The following is an 18,305-nucleotide window of genomic DNA, read 5'->3' as shown; positions in this document are numbered from 1 at the left end:
AACCTATATATTTAACCTAGAGAAAATGTTATCAAAAACTCTACACCGACATCGTTATTAATCACGATTTCTCCTGTTATCTGACTAGCTAAAGCTTCTACTAACTGCCAACCTAATGACGCTGTTTCAGTAAAGTTGAAATTTTCAGGTAACCCAACACCATTATCACTAACAGTCAGGGCAATTTTATGATTTGCTATTTCTTTAATGGCAACAGTTATTTCACCACTTCTCCCTGCAGGAAAAGCATATTTTAAAGAATTAGAAACAAGTTCATGAATAATTAAACCACAAGGAACGGCTGTGTCTAAGCCAAGTAAAATCTCATCATCAATATTAATATTTAAAGTAATTTCTCCGTCATATACTTCATAAGAAGTACATAAACTAACTACTAATTCCTGAACATATTCACGGAAGTTAATTCTGGATAAATCTCCTGATTGATACATCTTTTCGTGCACTAAAGCCATTGATGCTATGCGCTGCTGGCTTTGTTGAAATATTTGCAAATCCTGTTGATCTGTAATGTATTCTGATTGCAAACTCAGTAGGCTAGAAATTACCTGAAAATTGTTTTTAACTCGATGATAGACTTCTTTTAATAAAACTTCTTTTTCCCGCAATGAAGCTCGAACTTGCTCTTGAGAACGCTGGCGATCGCTAATATCTTCAATCACGGAAATAAAATACTTAGGATTACCAAAACTATCGCGGACTAAAGACACAGTCAAATTAATCCAGACGAGAGAATGGTTTTTGCAAAAAAAGCGCTTTTCTAAAGTGTAGGTTTGAATATCACCAGCTAATATCTGCTCAACATAGTTGAGGTCATCTGCCAAATCATCTGGGTAAGTAATATCTTGAAAAGTTAGTAATTGTAATTCTTCAAAGGTATAACCAACAATATCACAAAATCTCTGATTCACTAATAACCATCGTCCATCTATTCCTACATGAGCAATACCAACAGCCGCCTGTTGAAATGTTGCCCGAAATTGCTGTTCGCTTTCTCTTAAAGCTACCTCTATGCGCTGACGTTCGTTAATTTCCGCTTGTAGTGAGGCGTTAGTTATTGTTAACTCTGCTGTGCGTTCTGCAACTATATTTTCTAGTCTGTCGAGTAGTTGATTAAGATTTTCTTGTGCTTGCTTCCGTTCAGCGATTTCTTTTGCTAATTGAGCATTTGCAGCTTCTAGTATGGCAGGGCTAGGTAAAGCCAACGCCTGCGGAACTAATGGTACCAATTCTATGGCTGTGTATACAGACACAAGAGCAGTTATAGCTTTAATCAAACCAGATATCCAATAGATAGGATGCCAAAGTGTCCACACTTCTATGATGTGGGTTGTGCCGCAAGCAATGATGAATGTACTAAACAATAGAAACATCCAATTAAAAGGTAAATCTTTTCGCTTATGGACAAAATAAACCAAAATTATGGGAATTGAATAATAAGCCAGTGCAATCAGCAAATCAGAGACTATATGCAATCCAACTAATTGTGCTTGCCAAAGATAGCAATGCCCATGAGGTATATATTGCTGAGGAAAAAAAAATTATTTAGCAATTCCATAACTAAAATTGATGTAAAAGAGAAGTGACCACTTCAATATTCAATGTTTAAAGTGGACATTGCCAGCCTTTTTTCGGGCAAGCCTTGTGTATAGGGATCTGTAATTCTCTAGCCTTTCTACTTATTTAACTGATGAATCAGTTTATTAGTATGACATTGTAATATTTATTGTTATTTTCAGCTTAAATTTCACTTACATTAGCCTTACTTTTGGAAATGGTAGCTTAAATTAGCAAGTTCATAGTACTTGTACTTGCAAACGCTTTATCCGTTTATATTCCATATATACACGCTGTAAAGCTAATTATTTTTATAATCTTATATTTAAGCTTTTTCAACGCTCTTATACCCATCTACTTCTTCAAAGTTAAATATTCTTGTTGAGAAATAAAGCAGTTATGATTGCCGGATTTATGAGTAGACAGTGTATAAAGTAGCCCAACACTGGCTATTTTAAAGTTTCCATTCATTGTAAAGTATTTATTTAACAATTAAAGGGTGTTCTTTATGCCTAATGACAATGAGGCGTTAATTAGGGCTATTAAAGATTTAAACTCTACTGTAAGGTCAGGATTTGTGCTCGTAGCTAATATTATATTTCTAACAGCTTCATGTATTGCTGTAGCAACTTCAAATATATCTCCTTTTAATTTCTTCTCTATAGGATTGATTTTTTTAATTATCAAGTTGATTGGTTGGTTTGCTTCTGAAAGATAGTGTCCTTGCATCAGCGCTACCATTGGCCCTAAAGCGCGATCGCTATGAACGCCAAGCACTAACCAGCGCTGTAAAATGAGGGTGATACCAATTAGAAAAAAGAAGGCGACAGATTGTAGGGGCACGCGAACATTTTTTGATTTGGTATCACTGATTAAAGAAGCCAGAAGAATTGGGGGATTCTCCCCCAAACCCCCGATTGGGTGACGGTTGCGTCCCCCAAACCCCCTCCAAAATTATTGTTCGGTTTTTTGTTGAGTAATACCAATTAGAAAAAAGAACGGAACAGATTGTAGGGGCACGGCACGCCGCATACGTGTCAACTTAAGCTAAAAGCTATATAGGGCGGGCATTGTACAAATACCTCGTGCCCTCATCCCCTAACCCCTTCTCCCCCAGGAGAAGGAGAACTAAATCTCTTGCTCCCTTCTCCCTGCGGGAGAGGGGCTGGGGGTGAGGGCGAAACCTTGCACAAGAGCGAGTTTCACGTTAAGTTGACACCAATGGGCACGCCGTGGCCTCTAGAATATATTGATATGTCGCAAACATGATTTGAATTGGTATGAGTGTTAAAATTCGGATTTAGTATTAAGTACAGAAATATAAAAAGAAGCTACTTAATGGTAGCTTCTTTGTGATCATCAATGAGAAATGATTGTTGATTCTGCAAATATAGTTGGGAGTATGCCAACTATATTTGCATTGAGGAGTAAACTAGCTTTTACCAGGGAATTTACAGCTAATACTCTTTAATGACCTGACACATTATCAAGTAGTCACTGTTTCCTGCCCCTATTGATTATTAAAGCGATTTTGCTCTCAAAATCATACAGACTAAAGTCATGAATACACCATGACTTTAGTCATAAAAGCCAACACCCTGATTGAGCGAGCGCACTGCCGCTAGATTTGAGTTAAGCTGCTGGGGTAGCGCTCATTGTAGTTGCTTCTTTACCTTTTGTGGCTGCTAGGTTAGCAATTTCTCGGTCGATGAAGAATATGCCCTGTCCTTCAGTGCCAATCAGGTGAATTTTGTCGAGAATCCCTTTAAACAAAAACTCTTCTTGATGTTGTTCTGCTACATACCATTGGAGAAACTGTAGCGTAGAATAATCTGGTTCTGTATTTGCTAAATGTACCAACTCGTTAATTTTACGAGTAATGCTCTGTTCGTGTGCGTAGATTTGTTCAAACAGTTCTGTAAGGGAAGCGAAATGAATTGGTGGAGCCTGCATTCCACCTAGTACTACTAACGCCCCCGTTTCATGTAAGTAATTAACTAAACGGCGCATATGCATCATTTCTTCATCGGCGTGTTGACTGAGAAATGTTGCACATCCATCTAAAGCTTTGTAAGCACACCAAGAACCCATTTGCAAATAAAGATGGGAAGAATACATTTCTAGGTTGATTTGTTCGTTCAACCGATCAGTCATAGCTTGCGACAGCATAATTTCTGCTCCTTCTGAATTTCAGGGGATTGGGGACTGGGGACTGGGGATTGGGGACTGGGGACTGGGGATAAGGGGTAATGGGGATTGGGGATTGAGGAGATGAGGGGGATGAGGGGGATGAGGGAGAAATTTCTATTACCTATTACCTATTACCTATTACCCAACACAACTAACAAGATTCCACAAAAATAGTTTGTGCTGTTTCCTTATCCAGGGCGGTGCGGGTTCTGCCGACTGCGATGATGTAGGAAGGGAAGCGTTGCTCTAGCACTAATTTGCTTCCTGGCAGAATGCCGAACGCCATCAGCTTGTGTAATACGGCATCATCTTGAGTTTGCAAACATACTACCCTTTGCGGTTGACCAATTTTGACTGTTGGTAAGGCGTTCATTTTAAAAGTTAACTCCGAAGAACGTTAAGCCCAAATTGACGAGATATCCCATCAGAAAAGCGAAGGGGAAAATAAACAGTACTATTAACCAAGTAGTTTTAGCTCCCCGTTCTTTAATCAGCATTTGCAATTGGGCAATACAGGGTAAGAACAATGTCAAGACAATGGCAGCTACTACAAGCTGATTACCTGTGAGGCTCCCTTGTTGCTGTAAATCAAACAGCCCTGCGGCACCATAATCACGCCGAAAGAAGCCATAAAGGAATATCGGTGCTGCTTGTTTGGGCATTCCTAAGGCAAAAGTTAGCGGTTCAATTGCCCGAATAATGAGGTCAAATAATCCAGTTAATCGCCCTACCCAAATCAAGACTGATGCCCAGATAAACAAGGGTAAGATTTCTAGGAAATACCACTTCATCCGCACCCAAGTTTTAACTACCACGTTCCGCAAGTTGGGCAATCTTAAAGGAGGAAGTTCCATGTAAAATCTACCGGAACTGCCAGGTAAAAACCTAGCGGTGAGATACCCAACTACCAAGAAAATGGCACTAATAAAGCCTCCCCAAAACATCAAAGCGGCGGGTTTTTGTGCTAATAGCCCCAAAATCACACCCCACTGTGCAGCACAGGGAATAGCCAGGGATAGTAAAAATGTGGCAATTAACCGTTCGCGTTTGGTTTCTAAGGTGCGGGTAACAATCGTTGCCATTGTGTCGCATCCAAAGCCTAACACGATGGGAATCACTGCCCGGCCTGATAAGCCAACGGATTTAAATAAGCGATCGAGCATCAAAGATAGACGTGGGAGATAGCCGCTATCTTCCAGTAACGAGAACATCAAGAAGTAAGTAGCGACTACAGGTAAGACAATGGCTGTAGCATAGCGAATCCCCAAGGTAATAATGCCATAGTCATTACCAATCAAGTCTTGGATTGGTTGCCAGGGAACTACTTGAGCAGTGATGTGGTTCACCACCGGGTTGATTTGTTCCTCAAAAACCGTTTCGATGCGATCTACGAGTTCCCCTGCTCCAAATTCTCCCACAAATTTGTACACTCCGTAGTAAAGGATGACCACAAGGATGGGAAATCCAGTGATGGGGTTGACTGTCAGCCGATGAAGTTTCTCTGCAAGTGACGATCGCGCTTGTTTGGTTTCATGCAGAACTGCTTGTTCTATTGCCTGCGCTTGGCTTTGGCGAGTGTGGGCGATCGCTAATCCAATCGACTGTTTGAGTTGATTTTGGGTAACAGTAATCAACACTTCCAAATGGCGACACTGTTCTGGATCTTGTTCCAAGATTTGCCACAGTCCTGGATCTTTCTGCAACAGTAATAGCGCCAAACTGCGGGGTGAAAGTGAATAATTACTAAATAAATACCGCTCGCCTAAACTTTGCCACCAAGATTCTAATTGTGCGATCGCGGCTTCTATTGGTTCGGGATAGCTAACTTGACCGATCATGCCATTCTTTCCTTATCTCAAAATATTTACGCGGGAATCATGGCAGGCTGAATCGGCAGAAATGGCACAATCCTTTGTTTTAATTCATCTATACCCTGCTTTAAAGCCGCTGCCATACAAACTACTGGAATTCCTAACTCTTTCTCCAGCGCATCTTGTTGCACATCCAACCCCCAACGATGCGCTTCATCCATCATGTTGACGGCAAGTACAACAGGTAGCCCAGCTTCGATGAGTTGAAATGTTAAGGGGAGCATTCGTCCCAAATTCTTAGCATCTACTACATGAATTACGGCTGTCACAGGTTCTATGAGTAGTAAATCTCGTGCAACTTTTTCCTCTTCAGTGATCGGCATCAGTGAATACATCCCTGGTGTATCAACCACTGTCATGGTTTGGCTCGCAATCTGCATCAAACCACGACTCACTTCTACAGTTGTCCCAGGGTAATTGGAAACAGTTACATAAATGCCAGTCAGTGCATGGAACAGCACACTCTTACCAACATTAGGCATTCCTACCAAGGCAATTGGTGGACTTGCAGGAACTTCCTTAGAAAAGGATGGTTGATTGTTGCGAAAAAATGGCAATTTCCACGATTGTGTTCCACACGATTGGCTTTTAGATTTACATTGGTGACAGTCCATAGTATCTTCTTGTTGAGCTTGTTGAACTTGCTGAAAATTATTCTCAAGATAAGTTGTGAGGAACTTGTGAGGATGTATTAATAGTGAAGAAATTTAAAATTGCGATCGCATCAGTCAAATAGTTAATAAGCTGTTAGATTGCTTAATTTTGCTAATTTTGTAGAAATTTTGCAAGAAATAGATTTAATCCAGTTTGATCGCAGGTAGCTAAAAAATGTTTTGGTTTGATTAATTTTTTTACCGGTATTTAAATCAATATAAATGTAATTAAAAACCTATTATTCTCTGTAGTCACTCTAAATCGATAAAACATAGTGATGTAACATTATCAATGAAGAGACCGTTTAAAAGAGTAGCAAAGCTTGCAATCAAATTTTTATAGCATTTAAACGCTATTTGCTAAAATACTCTTAAGCTCTATCAAGCAATAGCTGATTTTAAAGAGAAAAATTTAAGTATTAGTATTTATTCCTAAAGATAGAGAAATTAAAACTGAGGGAACAGTGGCTTAATCTTCCTTAGGTATTATATAAGTCATACTTAAAGCATGAAGTTATTACAAACTAATCTATAAGACAATATAGAGACATCATCAATGAAAAAGTGGTAGTTACGGCTATGTTTAACATTGGGGACTATGTGCTAAATCAAAAAACAGGACATCTAGGCAAAGTTATTGGTTATGGGCATCAAATCATGAATAATGTCTATACCACAACTCTCAAAGTCCTGGTAGACGAAGCTAAAAACTCACAGACGAAAGAATTGGTTGTAGAAGATATAATTTCTGAATGGACTGGTTATTCACCAGCCTAAAGTTTCAGTTTCTACATCAGCCAGATTTCTCAAACAAAACTATGGCTTGCTTGTAGATAGAATATAGCAATTATTGCCACAAAGTAGAAGGCGAAGGTAACGCAAATATCCGATTAAGTTCATGCATAAATGAGGGGTGCGAGTTCCTATAACATAATTACCTTCTGCCTCTAATACTTGTCGGTTAAGGGCAAAAGGGGAAGGGGAAAAGGGGCAATAAAAAACCTTTAACCCTTACCCTTTCTCCTGCGGAGACGCTACGCGTAGCTTGCTTAAGCGCAGGGGTACACCTTTTCCCCAAACCAAATTCCAACTTGAAAATCCTTAACCGAGCAGTATTGCTTCTGCCTCTACTTTGATTAAATGTGTACAGTTCAGTCAGCAACAAAAGAAACAAGGTAACTATTTATGGTGCGAGATTTAATGCTTTGTTTGCAAGAGGTTGCTTTAGAGTTTGTACGAAAAAAATATCGCGTTACGCAACAGGTTGCTGAATGTTTTGAGAATCCCCCCTGCGGATGTATTAACCCAGGTAAAGAACTTCAGTGTGAAGACTGTTCGCATCTTGAATCTTGTTTGTCTAATTTAAAAGCTCAAGGATTATATAATTGAAATTTTTATAGCGCAGACTAATATTGAAAAATTATACATTTAACGTAGTAGCTTGGCAAGGCTTAAATGTTGCAATAAAAATCAATTTTATCCGCATTTCTCTGCTTTCATCTGCGGTTAATTTTTTACAATCTAATGCACTATTTTAGCCTTGCCACGCCAGTAGGATGCGTTACGCTATCGCTAACGCATCATTGCTAAAGCCTTTCTTGCGTTACTTAATTTAGCAAATTAGAGCATTAATAATTGCTAATATCAGCCAATAAACTTGCTGAATTTGTATCTAAAAATAATGTAGCTTGGGTTTGTTGGCGCAAAATAGAAGCAGGACATTTTGTATTAATTGGCCCGTGCAAGATATCCTTAACAATATTTGCTTTACGCTTATCTGGCGCAAGGCAGATAATTTTTTTAGCGGCACAAATCACTGGTAAGGTCACAGTAAATGCATATTGTGGTACATTTTCTAGACTGGCAAACTGACCAGTATTGACTTGTTGTTGCCGATTAATAGCATCTAATTTTACTAGTTTGACTTTGTAAGGGTCTTGAAAATCTGCTACAGAGGGATCGTTAAAAGCCAAATGTCCATTTTCGCCAACACCAAGACAGCATAAGTCAATTGGCTGTGCTTGCAGCAGTTTACTATAGCGATCGCACTCTGCTAATGGTTGCAATGTATCACCTTCAATATAGTGAAATTGCTTAGGGTGAACTCGCTGTTCCACACGTTCTTGCAGATAGCGACGGAAACTAGCAGCATGATCGCTAGAAATTCCTAAATATTCATCTAAATGAAATAGAATAATTCGCGACCAATCTACACCACCTAAAGCAATTAATGCATCGAGAAATTTCAGTTGAGAATTTCCGGTTGCTAACAATACAGCAGCAGTATCTTTTTGCTGAAGCACATGTTGTAGATGTTGTTGGAAAATTGCTGCAACATCTTGTGCCATTTCAGCTTCATTGTTGTAAATTTGCACCGTCAACTCATCAACACGAAAACTTTTTGTAGCGGCTAGCATTTGGTTATGTAGATAGCGATGAATATAGATATAACCTATTCACTTTAGTAAGTATCTGAGGTTTTAACAACCCCCAAATAATTGAGGCAACTAGTATAGTTATTAACTAGCCAAAAGAACTCACATTTTTTAATAAACAAGCAGCAATTTCTTCCCATTCCTGGTTTAATCCACCAGAAAATTCTGGCTGATTACTACGTCGATACCAGTAGCGTGCATTGCTCAAATCGCCTTGTTTACGATGTAAATAAGCATGAACCCAAGCGCTATCATCATCGCTGGCATTTTGAACTATTTCATGAGCTTTGTCCCAGTCATCTTTGTTGTCATAAAACAGTGCTTGTAACGCTTTTGGCAAGGTATTTGGACATAAGCACTGTTGTGCAATTAACTGTTGAAATTCAGGTAGATTTACCATCGTTAGTCAAACAAGATTAACTCTCTATTTTAAGAATAGAGGTAAATCAGTTTATAGCTAGTCAAACTCAAGGTGGGCAGTTGTAAAATTTCGTATTGCCCACCCTAAAATAATTACTAAATTTTTCGCTGCTAAATGCGGCTATTTGGCTTTGGCTTCTTCAAGGGGACGATTTCAAACTCAAAAGATGCAATTAAACGATCCTCAATATAGACCTGTATCTTATATTTACCATCTGGATCTCCAGGTGCGATCGTCCAGAAGTTTTGAATAATACCATCGGTAGTAGTTTGCGTGCGCTTTGTCACGGCTTCTTTGCCATCTGGAGAGATTGCTAGGTCTTGTCCAGTATCGACACCCCAGGTTTCTGGACGTTTTGGCAATCGCAGGATTTCTCGCCATGTCACTGCACCCTTGTAGTCTTTGAGTTGAATTTGCCAGCCGTATTTGCTTCCCTCTTGCAGTGGCACTCTAAAGGTAGGGATAAAGGTAACTTTACCCTGGGAGCCAACGCGTTGTACCCCAAAATCAGCCTTATTTACAATGATTGGTTGACTATCTTTTTTTTGAGCTTCCCTTTGTGAAGCAGCCGCTACAGGTTTAATTGGTTCAGCAGCTATAACCCCAGTTGTTAACCAAGAAGAAGTTAGTACAACAGTAACAGCCCAAATTCTCATCAACATAATTTTTCGGTCGGATCTTTTGGTACTTATTCAAGTCTTCTAGTCTATCTTCCGGTTGGGGCTGCTAATAATTAAACTGATTTATTTTTATTTTAAAATCTCTAAAAATTAAGTTAAAAGTTAAATTTTAAACACTAAGTAGATCAGGTAAAAATAAGTTTCTCGTATCAGAAATTGCATCTGACTAGAAAAACTGCGGTAGCGAGTTGTAGGTGTAGGTGATGGATCAGCATTCATGCCTAAATTACGTGCCATAATTACTGCACGCTTCATGTGCAATGGATCGCTGACAATCAGAAACTTATTTAATTGATGATTAGCTGCTACTAACTGAGCATTTTTGAGATTTTGGTAAGTTGTTCTAGATTCGGTTTCTGTCAGGATATCATTGATTTTTACTTGCCTGGCTAAAGCATAGTTTTTGCCCACTATAGCTTCAGCTAGTTCATTATTTTCACCAACTCCACCAGTAAAAATTAACTTGCTAACATCCTGATTTTTATACAAATTAATTGCATGATTAATGCGTTCTCGAAAAACTGGTGAGGGTTCTTTTCCCCAAACTGCTGCACCTAAAACAATGGCTGCTTCTGCTTTTGTATCAGTAATTTTATTACCGTACAAATAAATACTTATGGCTGTAGATGTTATTACTATTAATACGGCAGATAATAGACTGAGTAAAATTAGCTTCACCCATCGAGTTTTGACTTTTGGCATTTTATATTTGGTGTTTGTGATTTGGTATTCGGTGTGAGGAATTTTCCCAATTACCAATTACCCATTACCAATTACCAATTCCCGATCAAATTTCTACCAAAGTCCAAAAGTACCCATCGGGTGCAGTGAACGAGAAACTCATCTCGCCAAATTCGTTGGTAACGATGTTAGTGACATTTTGGGCTGAACTTTCACGGATGCGATCGCAATATGCCTGTATTCCCCGCACTCGATAGGTATATAATGACATTCCTAAACTACCTGGTTTTGCTGCTTCAAACCGCGATTCTAACTTGATGGACTCCGGAAACCTTGTAATGAACAGCCTACCACTGCGTGCAGTCAGGAAGTCAGACGCAGAGGAACGCGGATCGTCAAAGGCGGTAATAATAAATTTCTCACCAGGGTTGAGATCAAAAAAATCTTGACCTGCGGGTGAAAGTTCGTACCTAGTCTCGACATCATCACGTACTCGCAGCAAACCCAACACGTCTTCGTAAAACTTGAGGATTTCTTTGCTATCATCCTGAACAATTAATCCCATGTGGGTAAATTGACTAGTCTTAAATGGGGCATTTGGATTAATTTGCCCGTAATTTGGTAGTGTATAGCCAAATCTTTGAAATAAAACTTGTCTAGTTAAGGGTTGCAATAACAACATTTCTCGCACCCCAACAGCCGGATCGATAAAAGGACGGCTTATTTTATCTTTGTTGTAGATAATATCCCAGTAAAGATTGCTGAATCTAATATCCCAACCTGCAGCTTTTACTTGCTCTGCATGATTTAAGATACTTAAGCCATCAGCAGTTAAGGTAGTAGCCCAACGATTTCCCTTAACTTTCATTGAACTTATTCCCAAACCCTGATTAGTCGGATTTTGCCAAACCATCAACCGGATTAATCCATGATCCGCTTCTTGATGATGAAGACGAATTGATTTTAACGCTGAATTTACACTATATAGTTGTTGAGCAATATCTGCAGATAATTCACCAACTTGACCTATACGATAACCAAACTGTTCCCAATATTGAATCGCAGCAATTGCTTCGGGAACTCCAATGCATACTTCATAAATGCCTTCAATTGTATGCTGTTCAGCCTGATTCATAATGATTTTGAATCTTATATTTTGATTGGTTTGTTGACTTATTTAGGAAGATACTAATTTGGCAATGATTAACTTTACAAAGATTTCCAGGAAATCCAAATTATCAAATTTTAGCCTCGGGTGTGTTGTCGCGCAGTGCAACGCACCAGCGCATAATCAACAGGGTGCGTTAGCCTACGGCATAACACACCCTACCTCAAATGTATATTTTTAATATACATTGAACTATTATTTCTGTGTGATAAAATTCTTCTCCCCCTTTTCCCTTGCTTATACAGCAACACAATACCTTTGTAATTGATTTTATTAACAACTAAGCTTTTCGGTGCTTTGTGCGGCAGGTAGCGGTTGATTACGAAAATTGGGATATTTGCTATCAACTTGATGAGCTTTTTTAACTATCCAATTAAATAACCAACTAACGAACTTTACTTGCCTAAAAATGTGCTGTGGATCTGCCAGGTGAGTAGTTGGTAATTTTTGACCCATTTCTTTGAGAACCAAACCAATAGGCACATTTATTTCATCTTGAAGTTTGAGAAAACCCATGAATAAGGAATTGCTAGCCGAAATCAGCGAACCTACTCCACCTCTTGCTTGTCCCCAACCAATTACATACAGCCCTTTATAATCTGAGAAAAACGAGCCGCCATAACATTGCACTGTTGCACCTTTCACACGCTGAAGTTCTAAGGGTAGAAAGGGATAAGCAACATAATACCCAGTGGCACAAATTATTAAGTCAAATGCTTCGCGGCTACCATCAACAAATTCCACTTCCCAACCATCTAAACGCCGCACCGCAGGTTTGGGGGTAATTCTGCCATGTTTGATGTAATATGGTACTTCGTTATTCAAAGTTGGGTGTTTGGCAAAAATTTGATAATTGGGTTGAGGTAAACCATAACTTTGATGCTTACCAAAGGTTAGGCGGATAATTGCATAAGCTAAAAGCCGTTGTAACCATTCTGGCATCCACCATTTCATCAGTTCGGCGGTTGGTACTCCCGCAAAAGACTTGGGAATAAACCACACCGATTCACGCATACTTAAAACAGATTTAGCACCAACCCGCGCTGCTTCTGCGGCGACATCGCAAGCTGAATTTCCGCCACCAATTACCAGAACCCGTTTACCTGTCAGTTGTTTTGGGTGTTTGTAATCTTTGGAGTGAATAATTTCTCCGTTAAATTCGCCTTGAAATTGCGGAAAACGCTTGCACCAGTGATGACCATTACAAATCAACACTCCTTTGTAAATTCGCTGTTCTCCATTAGCGAAGGAAACTTCCCAGAGATTGTTTTCAATTGGTCGCACATAACTAACTGTGCAATTCAGTTCAATATGCTCCCGTAAATTAAAATGATCAGCAAAGGTGTTTAAATAATCCCGCATATTTTGAGCGCTAGGAAAATCGGGATAATGATCTGGCATAGGGAAGTGTGTAAATTCGGTAATCTTGCGTGACGAAATGATATGTGCAGTTTCGTAAACGCCGTGATACCAATTACCACCAATATCATCGCTAGCATCAACTTGATCGTAAGGAATATGAGCCGATTTGAGCATTTCCGCCATACCCAATCCGACAAAACCAGCCCCAATAATTAGATGTTTTTCTTTAGTCTCAACTAGGTTTTGAGTTGGACTGAAATTACTGACGTTGAGCAACTTTCAACCTCCTGGTAAATACATGACTAATCCAGTCCAGTAGTAGCGGTGAATATCTTTTGAGCAGATGGACGCTTTTAGCTGTGGGATCGGGAAATACGTGCAGTTTATCGTTAACAATTCCTTGAATAGTGGCACGCATTACGTCTACTGGATCAGTGGCCAAGCTTTCTGGAAAGCCTTGTTCTATCAGCTTACTTAAAGTACCAAAGCTTTGCGATCGCAAAATCGGAGTACGACTAAAGAAGGGATAAACAGCTGTAACTTTGACTTGATGTTCTTTGACTTCATTGAATAGCCCTTCGCTAAACCCTCGTAAGCCGAATTTACTAGCTGCATAATGAGCCATTCCTGCGGTAGCTGACCAGCCTGCTAGGGAAGAAATATTCACGATATGACCTTTTTTACGAGCAATCATATCAGCAGCAAATAGGGAACTTAAACGCATGGGTGCTAATAAGTTTACCTGCATTAGTTGCTCCCATATTTCGCTAGGAACTTCATCCATGCGACCGAAAAGTCCTATCCCTGCGTTATTGATTAATATATCCACTGGGATATCAAGTTTTTTAACTTGCTGATAAAGGTTTTCGCTTCCCTCGCGAGTAGCTAAATCTACAGCTAGACAAGCAATCACCTCTCCAGTAGAAATTTCACTTTGAATTGCTTCGACTTTTTGATGCAAAATTGCTGCATCCAAATCCGTTAAAATCAGTCGGCTACCAGCCTTTAATAATTGTCTGGTTAATTCCTGTCCAAATCCGCCAGATGCACCAGTAATTAGTACAACAGCTTTATATAACTGCGTCACGTCGCTTTGCTCCGAATTCAAAATTCAAAATTAAAGACCCCACGAATAAATCTGGTGGCTTGAATAAGATGCGTTACGCTGCGCTAACGCATCCTACATTAAAAATCAAATAAATAGTTTTATATAATTTGTTCACCAACAAAAGAGGGTTGTAACATTAACCTATTGGTTATTTGTCTTCGCTACGATACCAGCCAGCAGGAATGACTTCAAAATCCCAGATATCTTGAAAGACATATATTCTGTCTAACATTTCTGATGGCGCAATTGCATTTTGATTTCCTTCTTTCCAATCTTTTCGATCCACAGTTCCCATCACCATATAATCATTGCCTATAATTTTCGGGTTGGATTGGATAAAACCCGCAGTCATTAATGATTCGAGTTCCTGCTTTTTGGCAATAATCAGGTCACATCTTTCACAATATTTGCATTGCTTATTTAAGATAAAAAGCTGTTGCGGTTGAATGTGAATAACTAAAGGAAATTTACGAACTTTGGTTTTAGTATCACATTTTGGGCATTTAGTAAATGCACAATCAGAATAGGTATTCAGGAAAAACTTATGGCGTTCTTTCCACTTGCGATTTGCTATTGTTGGGGAACTTTTTTTAGGCATGGTTGTTGCTTAACTTGTTGTTTAAAAAATTTAAGTTAATTAACATTTGGGCTGAAAATTTACTTTCCCAGCGACTTTAAATCTTGAATTACGTCAATTGCCGATTGATAGCGATCGCTAAAATGATAACGCACCATCCTATCTAAAATTTCTGCTAATTCCTCGCTAACTTGAGCGTAAGAACGCCAGATAATATTTCCTGTGTCGGGATCGGGATGCAGTTCCTGTGGTTGTATCCCCGTCAAAGCTTGAATTCCAATCATCCCCAAAGCGTAAATATCACTGCATAATCGTGGATGACCTGCAAATTGTTCGGGCGGTGCGTAACCCCGGGTGCCAATGGCTACTGTAGCTAATTCTGTTTGTTCGCTATTGGGGGGTTGCATTAATTTAACTGCACCAAAGTCAATCAATACTAATCGGCGATCGTCAGCAGATCTAATAATATTATGGGGTTTAATATCTCGATGAATTACCCGATGCTCGTGGACAAATTCTAAAACTTCTAAAACACCTTTGAGCATATCGATAACTCCAGATTCATGCTTTACACCCTGTATAGGTGGTAATTCTTCATGTAAAGTATGCCCAGGAATGTATTGTTCAACTAAATAGAATTCTTGATTTTCTTCAAAATAAGCTAGTAATTCTGGTATCTGCTGATGCTTACCTAAAGCAGCTAAAATTTCTGCTTCACTATTAAATAATCTGCGAGCAACTTCTAAAAATTTAGTATCCCGACGCGCTGGCATTAACTGTTTCACTACACAAGTAGGATGACCAGGACGTTGAGTATCATGTGCTAAATAAGAACAACCGAAGCCCCCAGAACCGAGAATTTTGGCGATTTGATAACGCCCACCCAAAAGAAAATCACCCGTTATTTTTGGTTTTAAAATTTCGGGGGCTTGGTGATAGTGTTTGTCTTGAATTAACTTGTCTGCTTTAGTTTCTTGTAAGAGGATATCTAACTGTTCAATTACCTCTTTTTGCTTTTCAACTTGCAGAATAATTAAGCGAGTTTGCTGTTGAGTCTGGTATGTAGTGTAAGTCATAACACTCATACCAGTAATGATCAAAGTTAGGGCAGGTGGGACGAGCGGAACCCATCCAGAAAAGAGAAACAAACCAAAGCAGATGCCCACCAACCCAATTAATGTTATACCACCAATGGTCACCAATAATAAAGGATGTCGCAGTCGCCATGCTACTGTTCCTCCTACTAATGACCAAGCCCATATCCACAGGATTTCCGCCCAGTTCGGCCAGTCCCAAATCAAGGATTTCCCATCCAGTACAGTGCTGATGATTTGACTGGCTATTTGTGCTTGAATGAATACCGCAGCCATTCTCGCAGGTTCTTCTGGGGCTGCGCTATAGGGTGTGTAATAACCAGGATGAACAGTTGCAGCATCAGTACCAATGATGACTAAACGGTCTTTAATTTGTTCTGGTTTAATTTGATTTTTCAGAACTGCTGTTAAACTAACTTCCTCAGCAAAATTATCTGGCTGACGGTAATTTAACAGTATTTGGTAGCCTTGGGCATCCAAGTTTTCATAGCCACCAAAATTACTAGTCAATATGGGAATCATCGTTTTCCCAATCGAGAGATGTTGCTGATCGGGAAAATCTAATTCCAGTCCTGCTTTCTCTAGGTAACTAATTGCAGCTAAAGCCGCAAAGGAAAAATCTGTTTTACATTTTTTATCTGCAGAGTGAGAAAATAACAATGCTCGCCGGACAATTTGATCGTTTTCATTGTCAGGAATTAAATCGTTAAAGCCGAGATTATCTATAGATAAATTAGCTGGTGGTGGAATTTCTGGTCTACCTATAGTACTTTTAGCGCAAGTAGCAATGATATTTTGGGGATTTGCAAGTCCCGCAGTTAAATTTTTTTGCTCTGGTCGATATACATTTAAAGCAATGACACGAGGTTGATAAGACTCTAATTTTTGTAACAGTTGATTGACAGTCTTATCTGATAATGGCCACTGATAACGCGCTAGATCCTGTTGCGTAATGGTGACTAATAAAATGCGATTGTCACGCGGTTTTGTAGGGCGCGATCGCAACATCTGATCGTAAGCTTTTAACTCCCAAGACTGCAACCATTTGAGTTCTCTTACTCCCCAGACTAAAGCAGTGACTCCAAAACTACTAGACAGGACAATTTTCAGCCACTTCTTGCTGGAGTAAGTGTCACGGGTAATTTTATCTTTGGTCAACGCCGTTTGGAGTTTTTGTAAGATACCGCTAATCACAGAGTTGAGGCAATAGCCCGAATGTGGTAGATGTTACAGTCCTGAGACTTCAGATTATAGGCTTTTGCTGAATCAGCTTTCACCAATACTCTATTTTATTTAGCAATTGGTGTTAAGTGTTAGGTGTTTTTAATTAGGTATTAGTTATTTCTCTTTGTCTCCTCCTGATCCACCTTGTCCCCAGTCCCCAGTACCCAGTCCCCAGTCCCCAATACAGGCACAGATGTAGAATCTAACTGTGATACTTCAGGCGATCGCTCAATGGTTGCATCATTAAAATAAGAACCCACAATCTTGTCGTAGTTAGAAGCAACGGCTAAAAACGCGCCACCTAAAATATAAATCGGTAATGGCAGGCTAAATTCCTGCACCCAGTCAAATAGTTCCGCCAAAGCAAACAATACAAAAAAGCAAGCAAGCCAAATCCTCATTTTTTTCTCTCCCGCGTGCTGGCAACTCTAATCATAGAGTAGACAGCTTGCATGATACTTGGGGTTAATCTGAAGATATCTGTTGCTGTCTTCTATTCAATAGCCTTTATTACCACTAATGTATTTTATGTTGCAAGGGTTAGTACTTCATCATCAGTTGAAGTGGCACTAGTGAAGTATCAATCTTTGCTGTATTGAAATTTAAATTTTGATCAGCTACTTGAGAACGGATACTTGAGTGCAAATAACCCACTCACTCACATAAGTGTTCTTTCTTTGACATGAAGCTCATTCATATTGTTAACCAGCAAAGCCAAGGCGTAAATTAGAATTCATCAGATGATCCCGCATTTGCACAACGATCAAGACCAGTAAATACAGTTAATAGCTAGCGAACTGAGCAATATTATCAGGTTTTCTATACAATAACTATAAACCGATCAAAACTGTCATTAGTCGTGTTTTCTCTGCTATCTCGACTAACAGCACTGTAGTGCTTGTTTCATATACGTACGTATGACACTTTTACAAGTGGTTTATTGTGATCGGAATCAATGGCAACTTCTGGATTTTGGCATAGCAGTATATTATTGTTGTCATAGTGTTGCAGCTAAAAAGGCAGCCCTTGTGTTTAACTTGGGTACGAATTTGTGAATATGCTTTTCTCGTCAAAATCAAAGCTGAAGACAAAGGAGTAGTAAAGTAATGTAAAGGGCGTAAGGAGCCATAAACCTTAGCTGAACAACAAAATATCTCTCGTCTTTAAGGAGAAATTATGCTCATATTTCTCTGTTTAAAGATTAGAGAATTGAGTGGTGCATGACCGACACTTTATAGCATCAACCTACTTAAGGATGATGAAATA

The 18,305-nt window shown here is 39.2% G+C and carries 17 protein-coding genes; 1 reads left to right on the top strand and 16 read right to left on the bottom strand.

Annotated features, from left to right (window positions below; translation table 11 throughout):
• Positions 1–11: 11 nt before the first annotated feature.
• The 6 genes from HG267_RS03610 to HG267_RS03585 all read right to left on the bottom strand — a co-directional run bounded on the left by HG267_RS03610 (position 12) and on the right by HG267_RS03585 (position 6,250).
• The gene (locus tag HG267_RS03610; protein ID WP_096621596.1) at positions 12–1,493 is read right to left on the bottom strand and encodes a sensor histidine kinase; all 1,482 of its coding nucleotides are present in this window, start codon (positions 1,491–1,493) and stop codon (positions 12–14) included.
• 574 nt (positions 1,494–2,067) lie between these two features.
• The gene (locus HG267_RS03605; protein WP_155539215.1) at positions 2,068–2,418 is read right to left on the bottom strand and encodes a hypothetical protein; all 351 of its coding nucleotides are present in this window, start codon (positions 2,416–2,418) and stop codon (positions 2,068–2,070) included.
• 789 nt (positions 2,419–3,207) lie between these two features.
• A complete protein-coding gene (ftnA, locus tag HG267_RS03600) occupies positions 3,208–3,744 on the bottom strand; it encodes a non-heme ferritin (protein ID WP_045870275.1) in 537 nt (178 codons plus the stop codon).
• A gap of 172 nt (positions 3,745–3,916) precedes the next feature.
• On the bottom strand, positions 3,917–4,138 hold the full coding sequence (locus HG267_RS03595; RefSeq protein ID WP_045870274.1) for a FeoA family protein: 222 nt from the start codon (positions 4,136–4,138) through the stop codon (positions 3,917–3,919).
• Position 4,139: 1 nt separating this feature from the next.
• On the bottom strand, positions 4,140–5,603 hold the full coding sequence (locus tag HG267_RS03590) for a ferrous iron transporter B (RefSeq protein ID WP_045870273.1): 1,464 nt from the start codon (positions 5,601–5,603) through the stop codon (positions 4,140–4,142).
• 26 nt (positions 5,604–5,629) lie between these two features.
• On the bottom strand, positions 5,630–6,250 hold the full coding sequence (locus HG267_RS03585) for a FeoB small GTPase domain-containing protein (protein ID WP_045870272.1): 621 nt from the start codon (positions 6,248–6,250) through the stop codon (positions 5,630–5,632).
• A gap of 618 nt (positions 6,251–6,868) precedes the next feature.
• Between HG267_RS03585 and HG267_RS03580 the strand changes: the two genes are divergently transcribed.
• The gene (locus HG267_RS03580; RefSeq protein ID WP_045870271.1) at positions 6,869–7,066 is read left to right on the top strand and encodes a hypothetical protein; all 198 of its coding nucleotides are present in this window, start codon (positions 6,869–6,871) and stop codon (positions 7,064–7,066) included.
• Positions 7,067–7,917: 851 nt separating this feature from the next.
• On the opposite strand, the gene HG267_RS03570 is transcribed toward HG267_RS03580, so the two are convergent.
• The 10 genes from HG267_RS03570 to HG267_RS03525 form a co-directional block, all read right to left on the bottom strand.
• Positions 7,918–8,706: a glucosamine-6-phosphate deaminase gene (locus tag HG267_RS03570; protein ID WP_045870269.1), complete on the bottom strand. Its 789-nt coding sequence runs from the start codon at positions 8,704–8,706 to the stop codon at positions 7,918–7,920.
• Positions 8,707–8,812: 106 nt separating this feature from the next.
• Complete coding sequence (locus tag HG267_RS03565) at positions 8,813–9,124, bottom strand: hypothetical protein (RefSeq protein ID WP_045870268.1); 312 nt, start codon at positions 9,122–9,124, stop codon at positions 8,813–8,815.
• Between the two features lie 131 nt (positions 9,125–9,255).
• Positions 9,256–9,801, bottom strand: a complete 546-nt coding sequence (locus tag HG267_RS03560) for a hypothetical protein (RefSeq protein WP_045870518.1) — start codon at positions 9,799–9,801, stop codon at positions 9,256–9,258.
• A 126-nt stretch (positions 9,802–9,927) separates the two neighbouring features.
• Positions 9,928–10,527, bottom strand: a complete 600-nt coding sequence (locus HG267_RS03555) for a YdcF family protein (protein WP_045870267.1) — start codon at positions 10,525–10,527, stop codon at positions 9,928–9,930.
• A gap of 85 nt (positions 10,528–10,612) precedes the next feature.
• Entirely contained in the window at positions 10,613–11,641 is a 1,029-nt protein-coding gene (locus HG267_RS03550; protein ID WP_045870266.1) for a VOC family protein, read from the bottom strand.
• Positions 11,642–11,947: 306 nt separating this feature from the next.
• Positions 11,948–13,312: a flavin-containing monooxygenase gene (locus HG267_RS03545; RefSeq protein WP_045870265.1), complete on the bottom strand. Its 1,365-nt coding sequence runs from the start codon at positions 13,310–13,312 to the stop codon at positions 11,948–11,950.
• On the bottom strand, positions 13,296–14,123 hold the full coding sequence (locus HG267_RS03540; RefSeq protein ID WP_045870264.1) for an SDR family NAD(P)-dependent oxidoreductase: 828 nt from the start codon (positions 14,121–14,123) through the stop codon (positions 13,296–13,298). The genes HG267_RS03545 and HG267_RS03540 overlap by 17 nt, the downstream gene beginning before the upstream one ends.
• Before the next feature lie 169 nt (positions 14,124–14,292).
• Positions 14,293–14,742, bottom strand: a complete 450-nt coding sequence (locus tag HG267_RS03535; protein WP_045870263.1) for a hypothetical protein — start codon at positions 14,740–14,742, stop codon at positions 14,293–14,295.
• A gap of 59 nt (positions 14,743–14,801) precedes the next feature.
• Positions 14,802–17,009 carry a CHASE2 domain-containing protein gene (locus HG267_RS03530; RefSeq protein WP_045870262.1) on the bottom strand — a complete coding sequence of 736 codons (2,208 nt, stop codon included), beginning with the start codon at positions 17,007–17,009 and terminating at the stop codon, positions 14,802–14,804.
• A gap of 140 nt (positions 17,010–17,149) precedes the next feature.
• Positions 17,150–17,440, bottom strand: coding sequence for a hypothetical protein (locus HG267_RS03525; RefSeq protein WP_045870261.1), 291 nt, complete (start codon positions 17,438–17,440; stop codon positions 17,150–17,152).
• Positions 17,441–18,305 lie beyond the last annotated feature (865 nt).

Origin of the sequence: Tolypothrix sp. PCC 7601 (assembly GCF_025677855.1) — a bacterium.
Taxonomy (GTDB): domain Bacteria; phylum Cyanobacteriota; class Cyanobacteriia; order Cyanobacteriales; family Nostocaceae; genus Aulosira; species Aulosira diplosiphon.
This window is presented reverse-complemented; position numbering and strand designations above follow the sequence as displayed.